This is a genomic window from Synechococcus sp. LA31, assembly GCF_018502385.1.
GTDB lineage: Bacteria > Cyanobacteriota > Cyanobacteriia > PCC-6307 > Cyanobiaceae > Vulcanococcus.
On sequence record NZ_CP075523.1, the window covers coordinates 1,052,439 to 1,076,969 of the forward strand.

At 62.9% G+C, this 24,531-nt stretch carries 25 protein-coding genes; 10 read left to right on the forward strand and 15 right to left on the reverse strand.

Annotation, left to right across the window (positions count from 1 at the left end; all coding sequences use genetic code 11):
- Window positions 1-9: 9 nt before the first annotated feature.
- From KJJ24_RS05680 to dapB, 4 genes are all read right to left on the reverse strand, one after another.
- Complete coding sequence (locus KJJ24_RS05680) at window positions 10-1,191, reverse strand: FAD-dependent monooxygenase (RefSeq protein ID WP_214342247.1); 1,182 nt, start codon at window positions 1,189-1,191, stop codon at window positions 10-12.
- 80 nt (window positions 1,192-1,271) lie between these two features.
- Window positions 1,272-1,517 (reverse strand): high light inducible protein, encoded by a 246-nt coding sequence (locus KJJ24_RS05685; RefSeq protein WP_214342249.1) that lies wholly within the window; start codon window positions 1,515-1,517, stop codon window positions 1,272-1,274.
- A 90-nt stretch (window positions 1,518-1,607) separates the two neighbouring features.
- Window positions 1,608-2,255, reverse strand: a complete 648-nt coding sequence (locus tag KJJ24_RS05690) for a hypothetical protein (protein WP_214342252.1) — start codon at window positions 2,253-2,255, stop codon at window positions 1,608-1,610.
- 26 nt (window positions 2,256-2,281) lie between these two features.
- On the reverse strand, window positions 2,282-3,154 hold the full coding sequence (gene dapB / locus KJJ24_RS05695) for a 4-hydroxy-tetrahydrodipicolinate reductase (protein WP_214342254.1): 873 nt from the start codon (window positions 3,152-3,154) through the stop codon (window positions 2,282-2,284).
- Between the two features lie 133 nt (window positions 3,155-3,287).
- On the opposite strand from dapB, the gene KJJ24_RS05700 reads away from it, so the two are divergent.
- The 3 genes from KJJ24_RS05700 to KJJ24_RS05710 all read left to right on the forward strand — a co-directional run bounded on the left by KJJ24_RS05700 (window position 3,288) and on the right by KJJ24_RS05710 (window position 9,687).
- The gene (locus KJJ24_RS05700) at window positions 3,288-7,289 is read left to right on the forward strand and encodes a magnesium chelatase subunit H (RefSeq protein WP_214342257.1); all 4,002 of its coding nucleotides are present in this window, start codon (window positions 3,288-3,290) and stop codon (window positions 7,287-7,289) included.
- Window positions 7,290-7,300: 11 nt separating this feature from the next.
- Window positions 7,301-7,567: a hypothetical protein gene (locus KJJ24_RS05705; protein ID WP_214342259.1), complete on the forward strand. Its 267-nt coding sequence runs from the start codon at window positions 7,301-7,303 to the stop codon at window positions 7,565-7,567.
- 158 nt (window positions 7,568-7,725) lie between these two features.
- Complete coding sequence (locus KJJ24_RS05710; protein WP_214342267.1) at window positions 7,726-9,687, forward strand: CHASE domain-containing protein; 1,962 nt, start codon at window positions 7,726-7,728, stop codon at window positions 9,685-9,687.
- On the opposite strand, the gene folP is transcribed toward KJJ24_RS05710, so the two are convergent.
- From folP to KJJ24_RS05725, 3 genes are all read right to left on the reverse strand, one after another.
- Window positions 9,684-10,526 carry a dihydropteroate synthase gene (folP, locus tag KJJ24_RS05715; protein ID WP_214342269.1) on the reverse strand — a complete coding sequence of 281 codons (843 nt, stop codon included), beginning with the start codon at window positions 10,524-10,526 and terminating at the stop codon, window positions 9,684-9,686. The genes KJJ24_RS05710 and folP overlap by 4 nt on opposite strands.
- Window positions 10,526-11,227 (reverse strand): triose-phosphate isomerase, encoded by a 702-nt coding sequence (tpiA, locus tag KJJ24_RS05720; RefSeq protein ID WP_250544944.1) that lies wholly within the window; start codon window positions 11,225-11,227, stop codon window positions 10,526-10,528. The genes folP and tpiA overlap by 1 nt, the downstream gene beginning before the upstream one ends.
- 83 nt (window positions 11,228-11,310) lie before the next feature.
- Window positions 11,311-11,556 carry an RNA-binding S4 domain-containing protein gene (locus KJJ24_RS05725; protein WP_371811784.1) on the reverse strand — a complete coding sequence of 82 codons (246 nt, stop codon included), beginning with the start codon at window positions 11,554-11,556 and terminating at the stop codon, window positions 11,311-11,313.
- 25 nt (window positions 11,557-11,581) lie between these two features.
- Here KJJ24_RS05725 and KJJ24_RS05730 point away from each other — a divergent pair, with 25 nt between their 5' ends.
- Together KJJ24_RS05730 and KJJ24_RS05735 are read left to right on the forward strand one after the other, a co-directional pair.
- The gene (locus tag KJJ24_RS05730; RefSeq protein WP_214342275.1) at window positions 11,582-13,318 is read left to right on the forward strand and encodes an ABC transporter ATP-binding protein; all 1,737 of its coding nucleotides are present in this window, start codon (window positions 11,582-11,584) and stop codon (window positions 13,316-13,318) included.
- A gap of 58 nt (window positions 13,319-13,376) precedes the next feature.
- Complete coding sequence (locus KJJ24_RS05735; protein ID WP_214342278.1) at window positions 13,377-13,604, forward strand: DUF6447 family protein; 228 nt, start codon at window positions 13,377-13,379, stop codon at window positions 13,602-13,604.
- 13 nt (window positions 13,605-13,617) lie between these two features.
- Here KJJ24_RS05735 and cysK read toward each other — a convergent pair whose 3' ends face one another.
- Window positions 13,618-14,598, reverse strand: a complete 981-nt coding sequence (gene cysK, locus KJJ24_RS05740; protein ID WP_214343359.1) for a cysteine synthase A — start codon at window positions 14,596-14,598, stop codon at window positions 13,618-13,620.
- Window positions 14,599-14,695: 97 nt separating this feature from the next.
- Between cysK and KJJ24_RS05745 the strand changes: the two genes are divergently transcribed.
- On the forward strand, window positions 14,696-15,196 hold the full coding sequence (locus KJJ24_RS05745) for an HdeD family acid-resistance protein (RefSeq protein WP_214342281.1): 501 nt from the start codon (window positions 14,696-14,698) through the stop codon (window positions 15,194-15,196).
- A gap of 14 nt (window positions 15,197-15,210) precedes the next feature.
- On the opposite strand, the gene KJJ24_RS05750 is transcribed toward KJJ24_RS05745, so the two are convergent.
- A complete protein-coding gene (locus KJJ24_RS05750; protein WP_214342284.1) occupies window positions 15,211-15,462 on the reverse strand; it encodes a hypothetical protein in 252 nt (83 codons plus the stop codon).
- 84 nt (window positions 15,463-15,546) lie between these two features.
- On the opposite strand from KJJ24_RS05750, the gene KJJ24_RS05755 reads away from it, so the two are divergent.
- Complete coding sequence (locus tag KJJ24_RS05755; protein ID WP_214342287.1) at window positions 15,547-16,767, forward strand: FAD-dependent oxidoreductase; 1,221 nt, start codon at window positions 15,547-15,549, stop codon at window positions 16,765-16,767.
- On the opposite strand, the gene KJJ24_RS05760 is transcribed toward KJJ24_RS05755, so the two are convergent.
- From KJJ24_RS05760 to KJJ24_RS05785, 6 genes are all read right to left on the reverse strand, one after another.
- Window positions 16,743-18,911 carry a glutamine synthetase III gene (locus tag KJJ24_RS05760; protein WP_214342289.1) on the reverse strand — a complete coding sequence of 723 codons (2,169 nt, stop codon included), beginning with the start codon at window positions 18,909-18,911 and terminating at the stop codon, window positions 16,743-16,745. The two genes, KJJ24_RS05755 and KJJ24_RS05760, sit on opposite strands and share 25 nt — an antisense overlap.
- Window positions 18,912-19,003: 92 nt before the next feature.
- Window positions 19,004-19,402 (reverse strand): Hepatitis C virus core protein, encoded by a 399-nt coding sequence (locus tag KJJ24_RS05765; RefSeq protein WP_214342291.1) that lies wholly within the window; start codon window positions 19,400-19,402, stop codon window positions 19,004-19,006.
- A gap of 8 nt (window positions 19,403-19,410) precedes the next feature.
- Window positions 19,411-19,689, reverse strand: coding sequence for a hypothetical protein (locus KJJ24_RS05770; RefSeq protein ID WP_214342292.1), 279 nt, complete (start codon window positions 19,687-19,689; stop codon window positions 19,411-19,413).
- Between the two features lie 72 nt (window positions 19,690-19,761).
- The gene (locus tag KJJ24_RS05775) at window positions 19,762-20,529 is read right to left on the reverse strand and encodes a pirin-like bicupin family protein (protein WP_214342302.1); all 768 of its coding nucleotides are present in this window, start codon (window positions 20,527-20,529) and stop codon (window positions 19,762-19,764) included.
- 15 nt (window positions 20,530-20,544) lie between these two features.
- A complete protein-coding gene (locus KJJ24_RS05780) occupies window positions 20,545-21,072 on the reverse strand; it encodes an NADPH-dependent FMN reductase (RefSeq protein ID WP_214342304.1) in 528 nt (175 codons plus the stop codon).
- Between the two features lie 359 nt (window positions 21,073-21,431).
- Window positions 21,432-22,661 (reverse strand): FAD/NAD(P)-binding oxidoreductase, encoded by a 1,230-nt coding sequence (locus tag KJJ24_RS05785; protein WP_214342312.1) that lies wholly within the window; start codon window positions 22,659-22,661, stop codon window positions 21,432-21,434.
- A 146-nt stretch (window positions 22,662-22,807) separates the two neighbouring features.
- On the opposite strand from KJJ24_RS05785, the gene KJJ24_RS15070 reads away from it, so the two are divergent.
- From KJJ24_RS15070 to KJJ24_RS05800, 3 genes are all read left to right on the forward strand, one after another.
- Window positions 22,808-23,521 (forward strand): rubrerythrin family protein, encoded by a 714-nt coding sequence (locus KJJ24_RS15070; RefSeq protein ID WP_214342315.1) that lies wholly within the window; start codon window positions 22,808-22,810, stop codon window positions 23,519-23,521.
- Window positions 23,522-23,584: 63 nt separating this feature from the next.
- Entirely contained in the window at window positions 23,585-23,752 is a 168-nt protein-coding gene (locus KJJ24_RS05795) for a hypothetical protein (RefSeq protein ID WP_214342318.1), read from the forward strand.
- Window positions 23,753-23,814: 62 nt separating this feature from the next.
- The gene (locus KJJ24_RS05800) at window positions 23,815-24,519 is read left to right on the forward strand and encodes a response regulator transcription factor (protein ID WP_214342321.1); all 705 of its coding nucleotides are present in this window, start codon (window positions 23,815-23,817) and stop codon (window positions 24,517-24,519) included.
- Window positions 24,520-24,531: the final 12 nt, after the last annotated feature.

Genomic DNA, 24,531 nt, shown 5'->3' on the forward strand with positions numbered 1-24,531 from the left:
CCATGGTGATCAACGCCAGCGCAGCCGGCAAGGGCCATCACTCATGGCACTGAGGCTGAGCCTGCGCAGCCAGGCCGCACGCGCTAGGAGCGTCATCGCCACGGCGCGTAGCGGTAGCAGCAGCGGGGAGCGGTTCGAGAACAAGCGCACTAGGGCGTCGGTGGCCAGCAGCACCAAAGCCACATCCAGGCAGCGATCGCGGGCATAGCGGGCCGGCAGATGCCTTAGCCGTAAACGGCCGGCCTTCACCTGTGCGGCCAACCTCTGCAACGTCGCCACGTCCCGCCAGCAGAGGTTGAGGCCCTGGCCTCCCACCGGATGGGAGCGATGCGCCGCTTCACCGACCAACACCAACCCCCGACGCCCAAGCGGCCAGGCGCATTCCAGGGCCACAGGGAAGGCCCTGGGCTGATCGAGCAGCACATCCGCCTGCAAGGCTTCGGGCAATGCGGCGCTCAAGGCATCGAGGAAAGCTGCGGGCTCCAGTGCCTCCAGCTGCTGAAGGCGTGGCAGCGGTGCACTCCACACCAACTGAAAGGCATCACCGCCGAGGGGCAGCACAGCGAATGGACCTTCGGGGCGAAACAATTCCCAGGCTTGGTCAACCGCGGAACCACGCAAGCGCACCTGCACCGTGAGGCAGCCCTGGCGGTAGGGCCGCCGCCAATGACGAACATCCGCCGCGCGGCGACGGGGAGATCCATGCCCATCGGCAGCCACCTCCAGATCCACCGGATCAACGTCGCTGAAGGTCTTGGCATCGCCCAGGCTCAGCTGGATGGCGGGATGCCGCTCCGCGGCCTGCAACAGCAGCTCCATCAGGGGCTGATGCTGCAGGATCCAGCCCACGGCATCAGCATCAGCCCGGCCGCTGCGGCCCGGCAGGTCAGCCACTTGAAAAGGAACCTGACGGTGCAAGGCACGATCACAGAGCTCCAGGCGGCGGAAGGGAGCCAGATAGGGCTGCAGCGGTTGCCAGAGCTCCAGCGCCTCCAGCAGCTCAGCGCTGGAATGGGTGAGGGCATAGGCACGGCTACGGGCGAGCAGTGCCTGAGCCGGTTGCGGGTCGCACAGCTCCACCTGCCAGCCGCTGCGCACCAACGCCAGGGCAGCCAGGCTGCCCGTGGGGCCAGCCCCGAACACACGGGCCCGCAACGCGCCAGCGCCGGGGACTGGTGATCGGCTTTGCATGGGCTGGGACACAAAAAAACCGCAGCACGATTCTGTGCTGCGGTTGATGGAGGCGTGAGCCTGGAGCCTCTCAGAGGCGATCAGCCGATGCCGAGCAGGCCACGGGTGAAGGATTCACCGCCGAGAGCCAATTCGGTAGCCAGCAGAGCAATGAAGCCCAGCATCGCCATACGGCCGTTGAGCTTTTCTGCACGCTCGTGGAAGCCCCAACCGTTTTCGGCTTCCACCACCTGCATGCGGGGCTCTGAGGCGAAGGCGTTGAGGCGACCGCCGTCTTCCTGCGTGACGGTGGCGCCGCGGATGACGGGGGTATTCGATTGGGTCATGTCGCGTCCTGATGTGTGATCAGATTGTAACGCAATGTTTCGCGTTCCTACGCAATGCAAAGGCGCTGCACTCGTGCACCCCTGCAGGCTTCAACGCAGGCGTTTGAGGCAGAGCTCTTCAAAAGCAGGACGAAGCAGGTAGGGGTAGTCGCCCACCCAGAGCTTGAGCTGGGGCAACCAGGCGTCACTGAGAGCGCCAATTCGCGAGAAATCCTTGCGCTCGCTGAGCACCAAACACCGCACCACCATGCCCCGGCGGATCAGCTTGTGCTTTTTGTCGTAGGGAAAGCGGATCGTGCCTAGATAGCCCTCGTCGTCCTCCAACTCCAAGCACAGCCAGGTACGCCGGTTTTCCACCATCTCGAGTCGGCCCTGACGGTCAGTGGTTTCCTGGCGTCCCTCCACCAATTCCTTGGTGAAATAGTCCGCTACTTCCCCCTCAAAGATCGCAGCAGCTGGATAGCGGCGCAGGGTGGCGTTCTTGCGGCCTGCCTCCACAATCGGGCCCCACAGCAGATAGAGCAGAAACACCACGCCGATCACCAGGAAGATCGGCCCCGCCTGGCTGGAGAACAGCAGCGTCTGGCTGATCAGCAGGGTGATCACGCCCCCGATCACGGAAATAAACACGCGCTGCAGCAGCTTTTGGGGGCTGCCAGAGCAGGCAGTGAACTGAGGGCCAGTGGCGACCGCCGGGATCAACCGCGGCAACTCTCCGGGACGCAGGGGAATGAGCATGGCGCCAGTGTCGAGGCGTGTGGGGCTCAGAGCAAGCGCTCGAGGCCGTACACCAGCCCTTGGAGCTGGCGCACCTTGCGCACACTCAGCAGCACGCCGGGCATGTAAGCGGAGCGATCGATCGTGTCGTGGCGGAGGGTGTAGGTCTCACCCGGAGCCCCAAACATCACCTCTTGATGGGCGACCAGACCCGGCAGGCGGATCGAATGCAAACGCAGGCCACTGGAGCGTTCACCGCCGCGGCAACCGGCCAGGGTTTCGTGCTCCTCCACCTGCTGGGGGTTGAAGCTCTTGCCCAGTTCCTCCATCAGCTCAGCGGTTTTGATGCAGGTGCCGCTGGGGGCATCGGCCTTGCGGTTGTGATGGAGCTCGGTGAGTTCGGCGAAGTCGTAGAAGCGAGCGGCGGCGGCGGCAGCCTGCTGCAGCAGCACCATACCCACGGAGAAATTGGGGATCACGGCGCCGCCCACCGAGGCCTTCTCAGCAAAGGTGGCCAGATCGGCCAACTGTTCAGGGCTGAGGCCAGTGGTGCCGATCACCGGATGCACGCCATAGGCGATCGCGCCGCGGGTGTGCTCGTACACAACAGAGGGATGGGTGAAATCCACCAACACCGCGCCGGCGCCAGGCCCGTCGTTGCGCACCGCTTGGCTGGCTTGGCAGAGACAACCTTCAAAATCAGCGGTGATGGCCACCTCCAGCTCAGCCAGACCCAGCTCAAGCCCCACATCCGCTCCTTCTTTGCCGGATGTGGTGTCGATCGCGCCCACCAAACGGCAATCAGGGGAGGCCGTCACCGCCTTCACCACTTCAGCGCCCATGCGGCCCAGAGCTCCAGCCACCACCACCGCAATCGGCTGGCTGGTGGCGGTGCTGGCGGAGGCAGGGCTGGCGGTCATCAACGGTTCAGGTGGCTAACGCAAGCGTTGAGCCTATGGGTCGCCCCGCGCAGGAGCTGTAACAGCTTGGAATCCCTGCTCGCACAGGCGCCCAGGCCTACGTAGGCTCCTTCACATTGCTCAATCAGCGCGCATGTTCACGCAGGTCCGCTCCGCTTCCCGCCGCGTCAGCCCCGCGGAGGCGAATGGCCGGGCCGTGATGAAGGCCGTGTATGTGGTGCTTGAGCCTCAGTACCAAAACGCCCTCACCCAGGCGGCGACCTCACTCAATGATCAAAACGGCCCGCTGGCTATTGACCTAAGCGGCTACCTGATCGAGGAATTGCGCGACCCTGGCAACTACGCCGATTTCTGCGCCGATGTGGCTGAAGCCGATGTGTTCATCGGCTCCTTGATCTTCCTCGAAGATCTGGCTCAGAAAGTGGTCGAAGCGGTAGCCCCCCACCGCGATCGCCTCAAAGCCGCAGTGGTGTTCCCCTCCATGCCGGAGGTGATGCGCCTGAACAAGCTCGGCACCTTCTCCATGGCCCAGTTGGGCCAGAGCAAGAGCGCCATCGCCGGCTTCATGAAAAAGCGCAAGGAGGCCGGCGGCGCTGGCTTCCAAGACGCGATGCTCAAGCTGCTCAACACCCTTCCAACGGTGTTGAAGTACCTCCCCGTGGAGAAGGCACAGGATGCCCGCTCCTTCATGCTCAGCTTCCAATATTGGCTCGGCGGCACGCCAGACAACCTGCGCAACTTCCTGTTGATGCTGGCGGACAAATATGTGTTCCCCCGCAGCGCAAATGATCGCCCTGAGCTGCAGGTTGCTGATCCAGTTGTGTTCCCTGATCTGGGCATCTGGCATCCCCTGGCACCAGGGATGTTTGAAGACCTCAAGGAATACCTGAACTGGAACGCCAGCCGCAAAGATCTCTCTGAGAAGGCGCGCCAGGGCCCAGTGATCGGCCTGGTGTTGCAACGAAGCCACATCGTCACTGGCGATGAGGCCCACTACGTGGCGGTGATTCAAGAGATGGAATTCCGCGGCGCCACGGTGATTCCGGTGTTCTGCGGCGGTCTCGACTTCACCAAGCCGGTGAACGCCTTCTTCTACGACCCAATCAATCCCGACATGCCGCTGGTCGACGGCGTGGTGTCACTGACCGGTTTTGCTCTGGTGGGCGGCCCGGCCCGTCAGGATCACCCCAAGGCGATCGAAGTGCTGAAGAAGCTCAATCGCCCCTACATGGTGGCGCTGCCTCTGGTGTTCCAAACCACCCAGGAGTGGGAGGAGAGCGATCTCGGTCTGCACCCAGTGCAGGTGGCCCTGCAAATCGCCATTCCCGAACTCGATGGTGCGATCGAACCGATCGTGCTCAGCGGCCGCGACGATGCCACCGGCAAAGCTCACACCCTCCAAGACCGGGTGGATGCCATCGCCGAGCGCGCCATCCGCTGGGCCTCACTGCGGGTCAAGCCCCGCAGTGAGAAGAAGCTGGCGATCACCGTGTTCAGCTTCCCGCCCGATAAGGGCAACGTGGGCACCGCGGCCTACCTCGATGTGTTCGGCTCGATCTACCGGGTGCTCGAGGAGATGCGCGCCAAGGGCTATGAGGTGAACGATCTGCCCGCAACGCCCAAGGCGCTCATGGAGGCGGTGCTCCAAGACCCCGAAGCGCTTGAGGGCGCACCAGAGCTGGCGATTGCCCACCGCATGAGCGTGGAGGAATACGAGCGCCTCACGCCCTATTCGGAGCGACTGGAGGAGAACTGGGGCAAGCCCCCCGGCACCCTCAACACCGATGGCACCAACCTGCTGATCTTCGGCCGCCACTTCGGCAACGTGTTCGTTGGCGTGCAGCCCACCTTCGGCTACGAAGGCGACCCGATGCGCCTGCTCTACTCCCGCAGCGCCAGCCCTCACCACGGCTTTGCGGCTTACTACACCTACCTGGAAAAGGTGTGGGGCGCTGACGCCGTACTGCACTTCGGCACCCACGGCTCGCTGGAGTTCATGCCTGGCAAACAGATGGGCATGAGCGAAACCTGCTATCCCGACTCCCTGATCGGCGCGCTGCCCAACCTCTATTACTACGCCGCCAACAACCCCTCAGAAGCCACGATCGCCAAGCGGCGCGGCTACGCCGAAACCATCTCCTACCTCACTCCGCCCGCTGAAAATGCTGGTCTTTACAAGGGTCTGAAGGAACTGGGCGAGCTGGTGGGCTCCTACCAGCAGCTGCGGGAAAGTTCCCGCGGTATTCAGATCGTGAACGCGGTGGTGGAAACAGCCCGCCAGTGCAACCTCGACAAAGACGTGCAGCTGCCCGAGGTGGATGGCTCTGAGCTCGATCAGGATGCGCGCGACGCCGTGATTGGCGCGGTCTACCGCCAGCTCATGGAGATCGAAAGCCGGCTGCTGCCCTGCGGCCTGCACACCATCGGCAAGCCCCCCACCGCCGAAGAAGCGATCGCCACCTTGGTGAACATCGCCGCCCTCGAGCGTGATGACGACGGACTCCGCTCCCTGCCCGCCCTGCTGGCCGAGAGCAAAGGCCGCACCATCACCGACGTGTATGCCGGCAACGACAACGGTGTGCTCGCCGATGTGGAACTCAACCGCGTCATCACCGAGACATCCCGCGCCGCCGTCGGTGCGATGGTGCAAGCCGTGACTGGCAGCGATGGGCGCGTCACCCTGCGGCGCAACTTCGCTTGGTTCTTCAACCTGCTCGAGCAGTTCGGCTTCAAGCTGCCCAGCCCCTGGCTGAGCGCCTGCCGCAGCGCTGGTTTCCCGGATGTCGACCAAGCCGAGCTCGACAAGCTGTTCGGTTATCTGCAGTTCTGCCTTGAACAGGTGTGCGCTGATCTCGAAATGGAGAGCCTGCTCCGCGCTCTCGATGGCGAGTACGTGCTGCCTGGTCCTGGCGGCGACCCGATTCGTAACCCTGGCGTGCTGCCCAGCGGCAAAAACTTGCACGCCCTCGATCCACAGGCCATCCCCACCAAAGCCGCCGTTGCTGCGGCCAAGGGCGTGGTTGACAAGCTGATTGAGCGCCAGAAGCAGGAGCAGGGCACCTGGCCCGAAACCATCGCCTGCGTGCTTTGGGGCACTGACAACATCAAGACCTACGGCGAATCCCTGGCACAGATTCTTTGGTTCATCGGCGTCAAGCCGGTGCCTGATTCCCTGGGACGCGTGAACAAGCTGGAGCTGCTCTCTCTCGAGGAGCTCGGTCGTCCTCGCATCGATGTTGTGGTGAACTGCAGCGGAGTGTTCCGTGATCTGTTCATCAACCAGATGGCGCTGATCGATCAAGGCGTGAAGATGGCCGCCGAGGCTGATGAGCCCCTTGAGATGAACTTCGTGCGCAAGCACGCTCAGGAGCAAGCTGAACAGGAAGGCATCTCCTTGCGTGATGCTGCCACCCGCGTGTTTTCCAATGCCAGCGGCAGCTATTCATCGAATGTGAACCTGGCGGTTGAGAACAGCACCTGGGAAGAAGAGAATGAACTGCAGGAGATGTATCTCTCCCGCAAAACCTTCGCCTTCAATGCCGATAACCCCGGCGAAATGAACCAGAAGCGCGATGTGTTCGAATCGGTGATGAAAACCGCCGACGTGACCTTCCAGAACCTGGATTCAGCCGAGATCTCACTCACCGATGTTAGCCATTACTTCGACAGCGACCCCACCAAGCTCATTCAGGGCCTGCGTGATGACGGCAAAGCTCCAACCAGCTACATCGCCGACACCACAACTGCCAACGCGCAGGTGCGCTCACTAAGCGAGACGATCCGCCTGGACTCGCGCACCAAGCTGCTCAACCCCAAGTGGTACGAAGGCATGCTGAACTCGGGCTACGAGGGTGTGCGCGAAGTGGCCAAGCGCCTCAACTTCACCCTGGGTTGGAGCGCCACCAGCGGCGCCGTTGACAACTTTGTCTACGAAGAAGCCAACGACACCTTCATTAATGACCCAGAGATGCGCAAGCGGTTGATGGAGCTGAACCCCCACAGCTTCCGCCGCATCGTGGGCACCCTGCTGGAGGTGAATGGGCGTGGCTACTGGGAGACCTCAGACGAGAACATCCAGCAATTGCAGGAGATCTACCAGGAGATTGAAGACAAGATCGAAGGTGTAGCCAACTAGGCCACCAGCGCATGACATCCGCCAATGCCATGCGCCTTAAGCTGCTGCTGAAGGATGATCGCCTCCTTCAGCAGCAGCTTTCCCAATGCGATAGCGCTGATCAAGTGATAGAAATTGCAGCCAAGTTGCAACTCGACCTGTGCATGCCTGATCTCTTGAGAATGGAGGCACTCATGACTCTCACTCTCAATGACGATCAGCTTGAAGAATGGTATTCAACGCCATACTGGAAGCGGGTCTTGATCAGCCTCGGTGCCATGCCAGAGCGATTCAGCTAACCGAATCAAACCCGAGCGATAACCATTCAACGTCAGACCTTGCCGGCGACGAATCGCAAAGAATTAGATTAACTTTAACGACTCGACGAATCCTCCCAGCACTGCTATACAGCAGTGGTGCAGTGAGCGCAGTGGAGTCAAAGCAGTCACCCGATCAGATGAACCGTCTGGGCGTGCAGCTAGGCAGCCTTCCTTGGCTTGTGCTGGTGACTGGGCTCTGCATCACCGGGCTATGGAGCCATCAGCAGCGCAGTTACCGGCAGCTGGAGCATGAGCGCGTCGAGCGGGATCTGGCAGGGGCGATTAGCCAGGCGTTGACCTCTCGGCTGCAGAGCACGATCGGCGTGCTCGATGCGGTGGTCGGCCTCTTTGATGCCTCTAGTGCAGTGACCAGGGCGGAGTTTCATGAGTTCTACATGGCACTCAACCGACGCGGCGACACCCTCAAAGGCATCCAGGGCATTGGCTACGCGGCTGTGGTGCCCAACAACAACGTGGAAGCTTTTCAGCAGCAGGTGCGGGCTTCAGGGCAACCCGACTTCACGGTGAAGCCAGCGGGAACGCGGGCCCTGACCACGGCCATTCTCTTTCTGCAACCGAACGATTGGCGCAATCAGCGCGCTCTCGGTTTTGACATGTACTCCGAGATCACGCGGCGCGATGCCATGCAGCTGGCAGCCAGCACCGGTGAGCCCACCTTGAGTGGACCGGTACGGCTCTTACAGGAAAACTCGATCCGGCCCCAGGTGGGGGCTCTGATTTATCAGGCCATCTATGGGCAGCCCGATCGAGCGTTTAACTCTGGTCAGGATCGGCGCAATCGCCTCAGGGGCTGGGCTTACTCCCCCTTGCGGATGGACGATCTGATCAACGGGGCGCTGGCGACCATCAACAACCCCGCCCTGATCGGCACCAGTGTGCTCGTGTACGACAGCGACCGCACCAAGCCCAACAATCTCCTCTTTGACAACCTCAACCTGGCGGGAAGCAACAAGCTCACGCATCCCACGTGGCTGGATGTGACGATCGCCAACCGCACCTGGGTGATCGGAATCCAGCTGGATCACCGCAGCCTCAACCCACAAGGCTGGAGCAATGCTCTGCTGCTTCAAGCATTGCTCGGAGCAAGCCTCAGTGTGCTGGCTTCTGTGATAACCCGACAGTTGATTAGCAACCACCAGGCCGTTCGTCTGGCCCTGTCGAAAGAACAAGAAGTGTCCAAAGAACGTGCACTAGCAGGCACAGTTTTTGATAGCAGTCCTCTGGCCATTGTAGTCACCGATCCCAACGGAGTGATCGTTCAGGTGAACCAAGCATTCTGTCAACTCACCGGATATTCCGAACTTGAGGCCCAGGGCAACAAAACAAACCTGCTGCGTTCTGGTCGTCATGACAGCAACTTCTACGAGCAGATGTGGGCTGCAATTTTGAACAAGGGGTATTGGACCGGTGAAATCTGGAACCGTCACCGCAACGGCCAGATCATTAGGCACGAACTCTCCATCACAGCCGTACTGGATCCCCAGAAGAACGTGAGCAATTTCGTGGGCTTACTGCGCGATGTGAGTGAGCGCTACGCCCAACAAGAACAGATGCGCTTCCTGGCTACACACGACCAGCTCACGGGCCTAGCCAACCGCACTCTGTTGATTGAGGAGCTCACGAGGAGCCTGGCCCTGGCCCGACGCCAGCGGCATGGCGTTGGCCTTCTATTCCTCGATCTCAACAACTTCAAACCCGTGAATGATCGCTATGGCCACAGCACCGGTGATGCGCTCCTCACCGCGGTAGGCCAGCGGCTGCTCAGCAGTGTGCGGGAAAGCGACACGCTCTGCCGTCAAGGTGGTGATGAATTTGTGCTGTTGGTTCCCGATGCACCAGAACTCAAGCAACTTGTGGCCATGGCTCACAAGCTGGTACAACTGCTGGAGCAACCCTTCAACGAACTAGCTAATGGCGCAGGCAGCATTCAGGTGAGCGCCAGCATCGGAGTTGCCCGCTGGCCCGATCATGCCCATGACGCCGATAGTTTGATTGAGGCTGCCGATACTGCGATGTACCAGGCGAAACACCAAGGCGGGGACGCCATCGCCACAGCAAGCAGCAACGCAACCCTTTAGTGAGATCCGCGCCACAGAGCATCCGCCATGCGCGCCACCTGCACGATCGGAGCCCCGTCGTGAACGCGCACAACATCGACCCCGGCTGAGACGCACTGGGCCACCACAGCGGCCGTGCCCCACAGCCGTGCCTTGGCGCGCGCTTCATTGAGCACAGCCCCGATGAAGCGCTTACGTGACGGCCCCACCAACAGGGGGATCCCCTCCGAGCGCAAACGGGGCAAACCGCGCAACAAGGCGATGTTTTGCTCCGTGCTCTTGGCGAAGCCCAAACCTGGATCCCAGATCAACTGCTCACGCCGAATCCCAGCGGACAAGGCTCGCTCACTCGCTCGCTGCAATTCCGTGAGCACACCATCCACAACGCCGTGTGCGCCGTAATCGGTGAGCGCGTCCATGGTCTGGCTGTCGCCGCGCGAATGCATCAGCACATAGGGACAGCCGGCGGCGGCCACGAGCGGCAACATCGCCGGGTCCTGACGTCCGCCGCTCACGTCATTGATCCAATCAGCACCGGCCTCGAGGGCTGCTTCCGCCACCGGAGCGCGAAAGGTGTCCACAGAGATCAGCGGCCGTTGCTCAAGATCAGCAAAAGCTTCACGGATTAACTGAAGCGCCGGCAACAGCCTTGCCACTTCCGCATCCGCGCCAACATCCTCAGCGCCGGGGCGTGTGCTCTGGGCACCCAAATCGAGAAGATCCACCCCCTGAGCCACCAGCATCCGTGCCTGGGCCAGGGCGCGCTCGGGCCGATCGAAGCGGCCACCATCACTGAAGGAATCGGGGGTGAGGTTGATCACCCCCATCACATGGGTGCGCTGACCCCAGCGCAGCTGCATCAGGCGGCCACCGGCACCTGGTAGTTGGCGATGCGGGCGAAGCCCTCAGGATCAAGCGAAGCCCCACCCACCAACACGCCATCAATGTCGCTCTGGGCCATCAGCTGATCGATCGTGGCGGGGTTCACCGAACCGCCGTACTGGATCACCACCTCGGGATATCCCACCCACTCGCGGATCAGGCCGCAGATGCGGTTGGCTTCGGCGGCCTCACAGGTTTTGCCGGTGCCGATCGCCCAGATCGGCTCATAGGCCACGATCAGCCGAGCCGGATCGAGGCCATCCACCCCTTGCTCCACCTGACGGCGGATCACGCGCTCGGCTTCACCGGCCTCGCGCTGGGAATCGCTCTCACCCACGCAAAGAATCGGGATGATGCCGTGCTTCTGGGCACTGCGGGCCCGCAAGTTGATCTGCTCGTCAGTCTCGCTGTAGTACTTGCGCGGCTCGCTGTGCCCCACGATTGCGTGGCTGACGCCGTGCTCCAGCAGCATCGGGGCGGAGACCATACCGGTGAAGGCACCCTTCTCCTGCCAGTGAATGTTCTGGGCAGCGATGTGGATGCCCGTGCCCGTCAAGCCAGTGCTCAAGGTGGGGATCGCCGTAAACGGAGGCGCCAGCACCACCTCGCGATCGGCCGGGAGGTTGGCCACCAGGGGCTTGAAGGCGTCTGCAAAGGCCTGCGCTTCGGCGCAAGTCATGTGCATCTTCCAGTTGCCTGCGATGACGGCCTTACCCACAGCGTCCCTTACGAATCGACCCACCAACCTAAAGGCTGCCCGGTTCAAGCCCGATTGGCCGTGTTCTGGGGCACCACATGCGTCTGTCCGCCGAACTCGACCCGATCGCCCGGCTTGAGCTTGCGGCCCCGCTGGGTTTCCTGAAAGCCATTCACCCGTGCCTCGCCGCCCTGGATGCGCTGCTTGGCCTCACCACCGGTGAACACCAGGCCTTGCCATTTGAGGAATTGATCGAGGCGAATGGGTTCGCTGCCATGGCCCGCAGGACCTGCACCTGGAGATGGGACCAAAAAAAAGCGCTGATAGCTTGCCCTGATGCTCGCACCTTCCTCGGCCGGCTTCCGGCGGCTGCTGCCGCTGCTGGTTCCCTACCGGTCTGCACTCCTGGCCGGCGGGGCGTGCATGCTCGTGTTTGTGGTCTGTTGGCCGCTTCTGGCCTGGCTGGCCGGTCAGCTCCTGCCGGCCATCGGCGCCGGTGATTTTGATCGGGTGCTGCAGGTCATCGGCCTGGCCCTGAGTGTGTTCATGCTGCAAAAACTGGCCCAGTTCGGCCAGGACACACTGCTGGCCGGCCCGGCCCTGCAGGTGAGCCAAGAGCTCAGGCGGCGGCTATTCGCCAGGTTGCAACGGCTGGATTTCGGCGTGCTGGAGAAACTCTCGGCCGGCGACCTCACCTATCGCCTCACCGAGGACGCCGACCGCGTCGGCGAGGTGATCTACAAAACAATCCAAGACACCACCCCCTCCGTTCTGCAGCTGGTGGTGGTGTTTGGCTACATGGTGTGGCTCGACTGGAAGCTGTCGCTGGGCACCCTGGTCCTCGCCCCGCTGGTGGCGGTGCTGGTGAGCGTGTTCGGCGCCAAGGTGATGGGGGCGGCCGAGAAAAGCCAGAAGCAGGTGAGTGAGCTGGCCGCCCTGCTCGGTGAAGCGATCGGCGGGCTGCCGCTGGTGCGCGCCTTTGCCGCCGAACCCTGGTTGCAGCAGCGCTTCGAAACGGAGATCGATCTGCACCGCCGCGCCCGTTACCGCACGCAGCGGCTGCTCGCTCTCCAATATCCGGTGGTGGGCTTTCTGGAAGCGGCCGGAATCCTGGCGGTGCTGCTGATGGGCGCGGCCCGCATCCAGAGCGGCGACCTCAACGGCCAGGGCTTCAGCAGCTATGTGGCGGCTCTGTTGATGCTGATCGATCCGATCAGCCACCTCACCACCAACTTCAACGAGTTTCAGCAGGGGCAGGCCTCACTGCGGCGCCTGCGGGAGATCGAGCAGCAAGCGATCGAGCCACCCGATAAGCCCCAGGCCCTAGCCCTCGATCACGTGGCCGGTGAACTCACCCTCGAGCAGGTGAGCTTCAGCTATGAGCCCGAGCAGCCGGTGCTGCGCAACCTCAGCCTGCGGGTGAAGCCCGGCCAGGTGGTGGCCTTGGTGGGCCCCTCCGGAGCTGGCAAAAGCACCCTGTTTTCGCTGCTGCTGCGCTTCAACACTGCCCAGAGCGGGCGGGTGCTGCTCGATGGGTGCGATCTGGCCGATCTCAAGGCCAGTGAACTGCGCAAAGCCGTGGCGCTGGTCCCTCAGCAGAGCGCTGTGTTCTCAGGCACGGTGGCGGATGCGATTGCCTTCGGCCGGCCAGCCAGCCTCGAACAGATTCGCAGCGCCGCCCGCCTCGCCAACGCCGATGGCTTCATCGAGGCGATGCCTGGTGGCTACCAGGCCAGGGTGGAAGAGCGGGGCAGCAACTTCTCCGGTGGCCAGCTTCAACGCTTGGCGATTGCCCGAGCCGTGCTCGGGGATCCAGCCGTGCTGTTGCTGGATGAAGCCACCAGCGCCCTCGATGCCGAATCCGAGGAGGCCGTGCAGCGCGGACTGGATCAAGCCATGGCCGGACGCACCGTGCTGGTGATCGCCCACCGTCTCTCCACGGTGCAGGAGGCCGATTCGATCGTGGTCTTGGAACACGGCCAGATCGTGGACGAGGGCAATCACGATGTGCTGATCAGCCGACCCGGCCGCTACCGCGACCTCTGCGAGCGCCAGCTGATTCGCGGGGCGTGAACGCCGCCAGCGCGATCACTCCATGCCCCATAAGCTGAACCCGACCGACACCAGCCCAGTGACCGACTCCGCCGCCCAGCAGCCCCCCGTTCTCACCTTCGAGGGCAAGCGTTACGACCTCAACACCCTGCCCGATGACCTCAAGGAGCTGGTGCGCGGCATGCAGGTGGCTGACGCCCAGCTGCGCATGCACGAAGACACCCTGAAGGTTCTCGCGGTGGGCCGGCAGTCGATGGCCATGCAACTCAACGAGCGGCTGAAAGGCGTCAGCCCGATAGCCGACTGAGCCCGCGGTGGGGTCAGCCCACCGGCAGGCCCCGCTCATTGAAGATGCCCTCAAACAGCACCGAGCTGAGGTAGCGCTCGCCGGAATCGGGCAGCACCACCACGATCGTTTTACCGGCCTGCTCAGGTTCGCGGGCAATGCGCAGCGCAGCCGCCGCGGCAGCACCGCAACTGATGCCGGCCAAAATGCCTTCCTCGCGCGCCAGGCGGCGGGCCATCGCAACGGCCTCCTCGTCACTCACCTGCTCCACGCGATCCACCATCGCCAGATCGAGGTTGCCGGGTACGAAGCCCGCTCCGATGCCTTGAATTTTGTGGGGGCCGGGCTGTAGCGGCTGCCCTGCCTTGGTCTGGCTGATCACTGGGCTGTTGCAGGGCTCTACCGCCACGCTGAGCAGTGGCTGACCCAGGGTCGTTTTGATGTAGCGGCTCACACCGGTGATGGTGCCGCCGGTGCCCACGCCCGACACGAGCACGTCGACAGCACCATCGGTGTCATCCCAGATCTCAGGGCCAGTGGTGTCGTGGTGGATCTGCGGGTTGGCAGGATTCACAAACTGCTGAAGCAGCACATAGCGATCGGGATCGCTGGCGGCGATGTCCTTGGCAAGGTTCACTGCGCCAGTCATCCCCAGGCGGCCTTCGGTGAGCTCCAGATGGGCGCCAAAGGCCGTGAGCAGCTTGCGCCGCTCCAAGCTCATCGTTTCCGGCATGGTGAGGGTGAGCCGGATGCCCTTACTGGCAGCCACAAACGCAAGGGCAATGCCGGTGTTACCGCTGGTGGGTTCAATCAGCTCCTTGCCGGGGCCGAGCAGCCCCTCGCGCTCGGCGGCCGCCACCATGGCAGCGCCAATGCGGCACTTCACCGAATACGCCGGATTACGGCCCTCGATCTTGGCCAGCACCCGTGCCACGCAGCCCTCGCTGATGCGGTTGAGCTGGACCAGGGGTGTGCGGCCGATGGTGAGGCTGTTGTCGCTGAAGATCGCGGCCATCAGTCGGCAGTTGAACACAGACGATGCCCGCACCCTAAGTAGGGCTCAGGCATCTGGACACAACCCATCTAACCTGTGGCGCTCACGCATCTCCCCGGTGAATCCCACAACCCTGCGCCGCCTGACAGCCGTGCTGCTGTTTCTTGCAGCCGCTGCCTCGATTGCGTTGCCGTTTCTCTCTGCCACAGCCCTCACCCTCAGCATCGGTGTGATCGCAGCCGTGGCGGGTGTGACCCAGCTACTGCGGATCGGCCAGGCGGAAGGCACCAAGGGCAAGATCTTCCGTGGCCTCTCCGGACTGTTCTATTTGGTGGCAGGAATCTGGGTGGTGGCCTACCCGATCGAAAGCGAAATCAGCCTCACCTTGTTTGTGGGCCTGCTGCTGATTTTCGAGGGGGTGATGGAACTGGCGGCAGCTGCTGCCAATCAAGGCGAGGCCCGCGGGCTGGTGCTGATCGATGGTGTTGTCACCGCCATCCTGGGCGGCCTGCTGGTGGCCGAATGGCCCAGCGACAGCCTCTGGGCCGTTGGAACCCTGTTCGGCATTTCGCTGTTCTTCAGCGGCTTCCGCCTGCTCAGCACCCCTGCTGAGAGCTGACCGCCTGCTTGAGCTCACTGCAGCTTCACCACATCCACCGGCTGGCCGAACACTTCAGCGATATCGCGGGCTGCGGCAACGGCCCGCTCATGGGTGTGAAACACCCAGGCTCTGCAGGGATCGGCCACCGGTTCAATCAAATCGTTCAAGGGCGTAATGCCCAAAAACAAGGCATCCCTCGTGGCCCGCAGCGCATAACGCTCCGGTTGCGCACCTTCGCCTCTACCGCTGGGATCAATCCAAGGACGCCAAAAATTGATAGCCATCTCGGCAGCATGAGAGCGACCCCCACGCTTTAGCCACGGCAAGACACAACCCCCAACAAGATGATGAGGTCCGCTGGCTTGCCCATGCCTCGCTTCGTTGTGGTGGGAGCTGGGCCCGCCGGCCTCGCTGTTGCTCTGCAGTTGGCGCAAGCGGGGCAGTCCGTCACCCTGATCGAGGCCAGCACTCGCTTCAGCCGGCAGTTCAGGGGCGATGCGCTGATGCCCTGCGGGCTGGAGGCCCTAGCCCACCTTGGCCTGGCTGAGCTGCACCGCCAGCTTCCGCACCGAACACTGCAAGGGTGGAGCGTTTGGGTGGAAGGGCGCCGCCTGTTTCAGGTGCGCGAACCGATGGGCACGCTTCAGCCCTGCACGCTGGTGGCCCAAGAGCACCTGTTGGAGCATCTTCTGGCGCTCGCTCGCGACCAATCCACCCTGGAATGGCTACCGGGCCAAGCCGTGCAGGGGTTGCTCTACAGCGATCAGCGCATCTGCGGTGTGACCTTGGCCAATGGCCGGCAGCAGCCGGCTGACCTGGTGATCGGCTGCGACGGCCGCCAATCACTGCTGCGCCGGCAGGCTGGACTCACCCTGCACACCAACGGGCAAGGGCTCGAGCTGCTTTGGTTTGAGCTTCCCGGCCCTCTACCAGCAGACCTCGATGGCGGTTTCACCACCTGGCTAGCGCAGGGCAAGATCGGCAGCGCCTGCATCAGTGCCAGCGGACACCTCCAGCTGGCTTGGTTACTCGAGCCCGGCGCATCCATGCCGCAACTCACCAGCAGGCAATGGGCCGAACAGCTGGCCGCGCACTTGCCGCCAACCTTCGCTGCAGTGGTGCGTGGGCGCGCCGAGCAGCTGAGTGCTCCACGGCGCGTGTCAGTTCAGGTGGGGCTGAGCTCCTCCTGGCAGCGGCCAGGTCTGCTGCTACTCGGGGATGCGGCCCATCCGATGAGTCCGGTGCGAGCGCAGGGGATCAACATGGCGCTGCGCGACAGCGTTGTAGCCGCCCACTGGCTGAGCCAGGCCCACAACGCGCGTGAACTTGATAGGGCAGCCACGCGGGTGGAGCAGCTGCGGTTGCCGGAAATCAAACGGATGCAGACGCTCCAAAGCACCGAAGCGAGCCAAGGTCACCGGCTCAGCCAGTTCGCCGCGGCCCGTTGGATCCTGGCTGGACTCTCGCCACTGATAGGCCCGATGGCCGGGGCAATCTGGCGTGCTCGGCAGGGGCCACTGCGGCAGGGGTTGGCGGGTGCCCTGCCAGCAGCAAACCTGGCGCCTCAACGCACGAACAGCATCTCCTGATAGGTGGGCAGCGGCCAAGCGGCGTCATCCACCAGGGCCTCGAGCCCATCCACGGCTTCGCGCAGTTCGCCCATACGCACCATCAGCTGATCAGCGCAATGGCGCATGTGGGCCTCGGCTCCGTGGGGAGCCGCAGCCATGGCCGCTTCCAAGCTGCCGGCGCGATCCAGCAACTGTTGATTGAGAGCTGCGATCTGTTGGGCCACAGCCTTGGAGGGGCTGAGACCAATGGCCTCTTGCTCCTGCAGGGAACCGGCCAGTTCGCCCAAATAGGCGCTCACCGCGGGGTAGATCACCGTGCGGGCCAAGCGCAGCGACAAACGAGCCTCCACCTCAATGGCCAGGATGTATTGCTCGGAATACACCTCAAAACGGCTCTCGAGCTCCACAGGGCTGAGCACGTTCTGCCGCTGGAACAGATCGCGAATCGCCTCGCGCTTGAGCACAGGCAGTGCATCAGCACTGGTGCGCAGGTTCTCGAGGCCGCGCTCTTTCACGGCCAGTTCATGCCACTGCGAGGAGTAACCATCGCCGCCGAAAATCACAGCGCCGTTCTCCTGGGTGATCCGCTGCAGCGCCGCGAAGCTGGCCTGTTCGATCGTTTCACCCTTGGCTAGGCGGCTTTCCAGCTGGTCAGCGATCCACCCGAGCGAATCCGCCAGCACGGTGTTCAGCACCACCAGCGGACCGGCCACCGATTGGCCAGAGCCCACAGCGCGGAACTCGAAGCGATTACCGGTGAACGCAAAGGGTGAGGTGCGATTGCGATCGCCAGCATCCTTGGGGAACTCCGGCAGGCTGTCGACCCCGAGTTGCATCACACCGCCACTGGTGGAGCTCTTCAGCTGGCCCGCCTTGATCTGGTTGAACACGTCCTCAAGCTGGCTGCCGAGGTAGACGGAGATGATCGCTGGGGGGGCCTCGTTGGCACCGAGGCGATGGTCATTACTAGCGGTGGCGATGGCCGCACGCATGAGCGGGCCGTATTGATGAACGCCACGGATCACAGCGCCGCAGAACAGCAGGAATTGCATGTTCTCGTGGGGGGTCTTGCCGGGATCGAGCAAGTTGCCCTGGGTGCTGTTGCCGATCGACCAGTTCACATGCTTACCGCTGCCGTTCACGCCGGCGAAGGGCTTCTCATGCAGCAAGCAGGTGAAGCCGTGGCGCTTCGCGGTGCTCTTGAGCACCGTCATGATCAGTTGCTGGTGATCGGTGGCCACGTTGGCGGCTTCATGCACCGGCGCGATCTCGAACTGACCTGGAGCAACTTCGTTGTGGCGGGTCTTGGCGGGCACACCCAGGCGGTAGAGCTGATCCTCCACGTCTTGCATGAACACCTGCACCCGCTCGGGGATGGCGCCGAAGTAGTGGTCATCGAACTGCTGCCCCTTGGCTGGCGGTGCACCAAACAGGCTGCGGCCGGAGAGCTGCAGGTCGGGGCGGAGCGCCATGAAGGCGTTGTCCACCAGGAAATACTCCTGCTCGGCGCCGCAGCTGGAGTTGATCGGAGCAACCTCCTTCTCCCCCAACAGCTTGAGCACGCGGCGCGCCTGGGCGTTCACGGCAGCGTTGGAGCGCAGCAGGGGGGTTTTCTTATCGAGGGCCTCGCCGGTCCACGACACAAACACCGTGGGGATGCACAGGGTGACGCCATTGGGGGTGCGCATCAGCCAGGCAGGGCTGGTCACATCCCAGGCCGTGTAGCCACGGGCCTCAAAGGTGGAGCGCAGACCACCATTGGGGAAGGATGAGCCATCGGGCTCGCCCTGCACCAGCAGCTTGCCGGTGAATTCGGTAATGGCACGACCGTCGCCCTTCGGCACGATGAAGCCGTCGTGCTTCTCAGCGCTGAGGTTGGTGAGCGGATAGAAAACGTGGGCGTAGTAGAGCGCTCCGCGGCTGGTGGCCCAGTCCTTCATGGCACTGGCCACGGCATCCGCCACGGTGGGATCCAGGCGTCCGCCCTCGCGGATCGTGGCCTGAATCGATTTGAACACCGAGCGAGGCAGCGCCTCTTTCATCCGATCCAGCGTGAACACATCGCTGGCCCAGATGTCCTGCAGGGCAGATGGGGCCTGAACCGCTGCGGGCTTGCGCCGCTGGATGGTCTGCAGGGCTGCGAAACGCTCGGCGCTAGGCATGGCCAGTGTGTATCAATTCAAACCATGCAAGGCGCGCACGGCAGGTTTATTGGTATCAGGTGATACCAATCTGAGATCTACTCCTGGCCTGCTCAGCGGCCTCGCCCCAGCCACCAGGGCCGCGGTAGGCACCAGTAGATCAACAGCAGCAGCTCCACCACCACCAGAACCCCAAGGGCCGATGCCGTCAGCGGACGCGCGAAGGGCACCAACACCAGCCACACCACGCCATAGCTCAGGGTGACGGCTAGGGACAACCCCAGCGCCACGATCGCCACCACGCGGCCCCAGCGCCGACGTTTCACCAGGGCAGCGCAAGCCACCACGCCGAGAACGAGGGCGGGCAAGATCGCGCTGGTGCCCACGGCCCAGTTAGCAGCCGCCATGGAGCCGCCGCTGGTGACCAGCTGCACCAGCCAAGGCAAGCCGGCGGCATTGAGCAGTAAACCTGCCCAGGCCAACCCTCGATCAAGACTTTCGTTCGCCCGCATCGATCGCATTAAGAACGCCATGCCATGAAACCCGCATGACGCAGCGTGCGCCAGCAACCACTGGGTGTACTCATCTCCACACCCACCTGGAGGGCCAGCTGCCGCTCCCGCTCCCGCTGATCAGCGCGGAGATCCACCAGCCCCTGCTGCTCCAGCCAAGCCATCGCGGCCTCAAGGGCTAGCTCAAGGCTCTCAAAACACTCATCCAGCACTGGATGGGGCAGACCCTGCCTGTCTGTGAGGCGGTACTGCCGCGTGGAGATTGCCGGCCGAGGGGCGTATGCCATCGAACAAGCCTGATCGGATCAGCCGCTAGCGCGGGTGCCCGGGAGCACATCAACCGGTGACCTGCGGCGGCCTCAATGCAGCGCAAACAGCAGCAGGTCAGCCCCGCCGGCTGTGGCCCTTAGGGGGGTACGAGCGGCATCGCCAGCGGTGCGCGTTGGCGACCAGCCGAGTCCATCTCCGCGTTGGAGCAACCAGGGCTGCTCGAGCGCTCCATCAATCATCTGCAACCAGGCCAAACCCGAGAGATCTGGCAGCTCCACACTCTCGCCAGCCAGAAGCTGCGTCCGCCACAGACGCACCGGACGCTGAATGGCCAGGGCACCGGCGTGGCGTTGGGGATCCAACAGTGGCGTCCAGCCCCGTTGCAGCGGGAAAGGTTTCTGCTCATAGGCCGGTGAGATGCCCGGCGCACTTGGCTCTATCCAGATCTGCAAGAGCCGGCAGGGCTGATCCGAACCATTGATCTCGCTGTGCACCACGCCAGTGCCAGCGCTCATCCGCTGCACCTCGCCAGCCCGCAACACCTCGGCATGGCCCATCGAATCGCGGTGATGCAACTCGCCCTGCACCATCACCGTGACGATCTCCATGTCGCGGTGGGGGTGCATGCCAAACCCCTGGCCAGCCGCGATCGTGTCGTCGTTGATCACCCGCAACGGCCCGAAGCCCATCCAGGCCGGGTCGTAGTGCGACGAGAAGGAGAAGCTATGCCAGCTATCAAGCCAATCGAGCTGGCTGTGGAAGCGTTGTGCCGCCAGGCGCAGCACGAGTGCATCAACAGCCAGGGCTTGAGCTAGGTCGCGGTGGCTGGCGGGAATGGCGGCGGTGGTGGGGGTCATGGCGGATCAATCGACTCAGGACTGGAGAGGTTGAAGCTGGATGAGGCGACGAATCAGATCGGCAATGGAGTCGTCTTTGGCGGCATTGCTGCTGTTACTCACCAACTGACGGCCGACGACGTGGGCGCCGAGATGGGCCAGCTGGAGGCGCAAGGCGGCCATCAAAGTGTGGCCACCGCCGCCGGAATGGGTGGCGATAGCCACGGGGCGCTCGTTAAACAGCGCACGAAAATCATCGCCCTGCACCGACAACCAGGCGATGGCACTGGTCAGCACCGGCGGAATCGACCCGTTGTATTCCGGCGCGCAGATCACCCATCGGGGTGCTGCCATCAGCGTTTGCTGGAGACCCGCAAGTGCAGGCGGCGTTCCAGCAGCAAGAGCCCGTGGCGTGAACAGCGGCAGTTCAACCAACGTGAGATCAAGCACCTCCACACTGAGGTTCTGGGCCTGTGCCAGAGCTGCAAAACGCTCAGACAGCTTGAGGTTCTCACCGTTGCTGCAGGCGATCACCAACAGATCTGGGGAAGGGGGTGTCGTCACAGTTGTGCTCAGCTCCAGAACGGCCACCAAGGGCGCTTCAACCTCCCCAGCTTGGCGTGGCTGCCGCTCGGGGGATCGTGCGCTTGGGTTGCTGCAGTTTGCTTCAAGCTCATCACAAGAACGCTCGTCAACCTGCGGCGTTGACCAAGACACAAAGCCTGAGTGGGGGGCACGCCGCGGGTTGATCAGCCCTACCAGCCTGAGGCGATCAGCGAACTGGGTAGACGCTTATCCAATCGCTGGATCATCCAATGACTCTCTTCTGATCTGTCCAACTGCGGATATCCATGGATATCCGCAGTTGGACAATCTCGCCGCAGCACCTGCCATCCACCCTGCGGAGAGCCGCAGACATCTGATCAGTGCTTCACGCCAGGGATGAAGCGCTTCTCGTGATCGGCGCCCTTGAGCATTCGGTTCCAGTACACCCACGGCAGGATGGTGGTCTTCATCACCCACATGCTCCAACGCTCCTTGGTGGGATCGAGCGGGAAGGAGGGTTCAGGCTGGGCGTCGTAATTGAACTCGGCCATGATCGTTTTGCCGTAACCGGTGATCAGCGGGCAGCAGCTGTAGCCGTTGTAAGAGCCATCGCCCTTGCCTCCATCGAGCTGGGCGAGCAGATTGGTAACCAGCGCGGGGGCCTGACCACGCACTGCAGCAGCGGTTTTGGAGTTCGGCATCCCGCTCACATCGCCGATGGCAAAGACGTTGGGGTAGCGCAGATGCTGGGTGGAATGCTTGTCCACCTCCACGAATCCGCTGGCTGCAGCGAGAGGGCTCTGGGCCACGACATCAGGAGCGGCCATTGGAGGAGTCACATGCAAAAGCCCGTAGGAGATCACCTCCTCTCGGGCTTCTTGTCCCTCCTTCGCCACCTTGAACACCGCCTCTTTGCGATCGGGGCGAACGGCGATCAAGGTATGGCTGTAGCGGGCATCAATGCCTTTACGCGCCACCACCTGCTTGAGCGGAGCGGCATAGGCCGGGATGCCGAAGATGCCGGGTGTGGCTGTCGCATAGATCACGCTGCTCTTGGCCGCTAGCGCTGGATCGCGCTTGATCGCGTCGTCAGCCATGTAGGCGATCTTCTGGGGAGCGCCTGGGCACTTGATCGGCATGGGCGCGCAGGTGAACACCGCATTGCCGCCCTTGAAATTCTGAATGCACTCCCAGGTGTAAGAGGCGTAGTCCTTCGAGTAATTGCTGCACACACCTCCCTTACCCAGGGCATCGGTGAGGCCATCAATCGCATCCCAGTTGAGCTTGAGGCCAACGGCTACCACCAGGGCGTCGTAGGTGAGGGTCTGCCCGCCACTGGTGCTAACGCTGTTGTGATCAGGATCGAAGCCGGCGGCTGCTTCACGAATCCAGGTAACACCCGCAGGAATCAACTCAGCTTCCTGGCGGCGGGTCTGCGCCAAGGTGAACACACCGCCACCCACCAGGGTCCAACCGGGTTGGTAGTAGTGCTCGAGCGATGGCTCAAGGATGGCCACATCAAGGCTGGGGCGGAAGCGCTTCAGCCGCGCCGCCACGGTGATACCTCCGGCACCGCCCCCCACGATCAAAACCTGGTGATGAGCCATGGCTCTGAAATCTCGAGATCTCACCCAGATCTAACGAGACCTGAGACAGCCGACCACAGCAGCTTTCAAAGCGAAGTCGGACCGACTACGGATAAGTGAGGTAAGATAACCGCACTGCAGCACGCAGGCCGATCACATCGCAGCCCATGGATCTCTCCAAGCCCAGCACCCAGGCCAACCTCGAAGCCGCTTTCGGCGGCGAGAGCATGGCTAATCGCAAATACCTGTTCTTTGCAGAGGTGGCCAAGCAACTTGGCAACAGCGAGCTGGCCAGGCTGTTCCGCGACACCGCCAATCAGGAAACAGAGCACGCTTTCGCCCATTTCCGCCTGATGCACCCGGAGCTGGTGGTGGACGACGGGGGGGCCCTCACCGACGACCAGAAGCAAGCGATCCTCAGCCGCTGCCTGGAGCTGGCCATCGAGGGCGAGACCTACGAGTACACAACGATGTACCCCGAGTTCGCCGCCCAAGCCCGCAGCGATCGCGACAGCGGCGCCGAAGCCGAGTTCAACGAGCAGATCAGCGAATCCAAGGAGCATGCTGGAGTCTTTCGCAGCGCTGCCCGCAACTTCGGCCTGCTAGCCCCGGTGGAGCACCACCACGCCGATCGCTACAGCGTGGCCTTGGCAGCCCTGCAAGGACAAGGCCAACCCAGCGAGGCCGCCATGCCGGTGCAGGGGCTGTGGATCTGCAAAGTGTGCGGCGTGATCTACAACCCGGCCGAGGGCGACCCCGACTCGGGCATCGCTGCCGGCACGCCCTTCGAAGCGATCCCCGACGACTGGAGCTGCCCAATCTGCGGGACCCGCAAGGCGAATTTCATCCCCTACCGCCCGGCAGAGCTGCATACAGCCTGATCAGCACCACCGCCTCAGGCGCCCCTGGCGGACTTAGTGTTGGTTTCAGCACATCAGTTGCGCATGGGCGCCGACCTTTCTCTCTCCAGCCAGGCCACACCCGAGAGCACCAGCCTCAAATGGGGACACGATGGGGAACTCTCACCGGTGGATCTGCAACGCGTGCTGGAGCGTCTCACCGATCCTTCACTAACCCAGTGCCGGCTGGAATCGGAAGCAGCCGCCGACTGAGCGAGGGCGCAAGGGGCACTCCGGTATCCGGCAACACAGGGGCTCCGGCCCACAATTGAGCCATGAGCCAGGTTGCCGAACCCACGCCCTCTGCCCGCCTCCTGGTGGTGGAGGACGACGACACTATCCGCGAGACCGTGGCCGAAGCCCTGGAAATGGAGGGCTTCGGCGTCACGGCCGCCACCAACGGACGGAGCGCCTGGGATCTGCTCAGCCGTGACAGCTACGACCTGGTGGTACTTGATCTCATGCTTCCGGGGATCAACGGGCTCGATCTTTGCCGCCAGTTGCGCGGCAGCAACACACCACCGTTGATTCTCGTAGTGAGCGCCCGCGACACCGAAACCGATCGCGTATTGGGCCTGGAGGTGGGTGCGGACGACTACTTAATTAAGCCGTTCGGGATGCGCGAGCTGGTGGCCCGCTGCAGGGCACTGCTGCGCCGTCAGCGCACTCCCTTGCCTACCGCAAGCACTCTTGACTATCTCGATCTGGAGCTGTATCCGGGCGAATGTCGCGTCACGCGCAGCGGCATCGAGATCCGACTCTCCCCCAAGGAATATCGATTACTGGAGCTGTTCATGCAGCATCCACGCCGGGTCTGGAGCCGCGAGCAGCTCATCGAACAGGTGTGGGGCGTGGATTACATCGGCGATAGCAAAACCGTGGATGTGCACATCCGCTGGCTACGCGAAAAAATCGAAGATGACCCCTCCCAGCCAGCCAAGTTGGTCACGGTGCGAGGGTTCGGCTATCGCTTCGGTTGATCGCGTGCCCAG

Bases quoted from the DNA above. Each gene is read 5' to 3' on its own strand.
- KJJ24_RS05680 (WP_214342247.1), bottom strand. From the start codon at position 1,191: ATGCAAAGCCGATCACCAGTCCCCGGCGCTGGCGCGTTGCGGGCCCGT.
- KJJ24_RS05685 (WP_214342249.1), bottom strand. From the start codon at position 1,517: ATGACCCAATCGAATACCCCCGTCATCCGCGGCGCCACCGTCACGCAG.
- KJJ24_RS05690 (WP_214342252.1), bottom strand. From the start codon at position 2,255: ATGCTCATTCCCCTGCGTCCCGGAGAGTTGCCGCGGTTGATCCCGGCG.
- dapB (WP_214342254.1), bottom strand. From the start codon at position 3,154: ATGACCGCCAGCCCTGCCTCCGCCAGCACCGCCACCAGCCAGCCGATT.
- KJJ24_RS05700 (WP_214342257.1), top strand. From the start codon at position 3,288: ATGTTCACGCAGGTCCGCTCCGCTTCCCGCCGCGTCAGCCCCGCGGAG.
- KJJ24_RS05705 (WP_214342259.1), top strand. From the start codon at position 7,301: ATGACATCCGCCAATGCCATGCGCCTTAAGCTGCTGCTGAAGGATGAT.
- KJJ24_RS05710 (WP_214342267.1), top strand. From the start codon at position 7,726: ATGAACCGTCTGGGCGTGCAGCTAGGCAGCCTTCCTTGGCTTGTGCTG.
- folP (WP_214342269.1), bottom strand. From the start codon at position 10,526: ATGCAGCTGCGCTGGGGTCAGCGCACCCATGTGATGGGGGTGATCAAC.
- tpiA (WP_250544944.1), bottom strand. From the start codon at position 11,227: ATGACTTGCGCCGAAGCGCAGGCCTTTGCAGACGCCTTCAAGCCCCTG.
- KJJ24_RS05730 (WP_214342275.1), top strand. From the start codon at position 11,582: ATGCTCGCACCTTCCTCGGCCGGCTTCCGGCGGCTGCTGCCGCTGCTG.
- cysK (WP_214343359.1), bottom strand. From the start codon at position 14,598: ATGGCCGCGATCTTCAGCGACAACAGCCTCACCATCGGCCGCACACCC.
- KJJ24_RS05750 (WP_214342284.1), bottom strand. From the start codon at position 15,462: ATGGCTATCAATTTTTGGCGTCCTTGGATTGATCCCAGCGGTAGAGGC.
- KJJ24_RS05755 (WP_214342287.1), top strand. From the start codon at position 15,547: ATGCCTCGCTTCGTTGTGGTGGGAGCTGGGCCCGCCGGCCTCGCTGTT.
- KJJ24_RS05760 (WP_214342289.1), bottom strand. From the start codon at position 18,911: ATGCCTAGCGCCGAGCGTTTCGCAGCCCTGCAGACCATCCAGCGGCGC.
- KJJ24_RS05765 (WP_214342291.1), bottom strand. From the start codon at position 19,402: ATGCGGGCGAACGAAAGTCTTGATCGAGGGTTGGCCTGGGCAGGTTTA.
- KJJ24_RS05770 (WP_214342292.1), bottom strand. From the start codon at position 19,689: ATGGCATACGCCCCTCGGCCGGCAATCTCCACGCGGCAGTACCGCCTC.
- KJJ24_RS05775 (WP_214342302.1), bottom strand. From the start codon at position 20,529: ATGACCCCCACCACCGCCGCCATTCCCGCCAGCCACCGCGACCTAGCT.
- KJJ24_RS05785 (WP_214342312.1), bottom strand. From the start codon at position 22,661: ATGGCTCATCACCAGGTTTTGATCGTGGGGGGCGGTGCCGGAGGTATC.
- KJJ24_RS15070 (WP_214342315.1), top strand. From the start codon at position 22,808: ATGGATCTCTCCAAGCCCAGCACCCAGGCCAACCTCGAAGCCGCTTTC.
- KJJ24_RS05795 (WP_214342318.1), top strand. From the start codon at position 23,585: ATGGGCGCCGACCTTTCTCTCTCCAGCCAGGCCACACCCGAGAGCACC.
- KJJ24_RS05800 (WP_214342321.1), top strand. From the start codon at position 23,815: ATGAGCCAGGTTGCCGAACCCACGCCCTCTGCCCGCCTCCTGGTGGTG.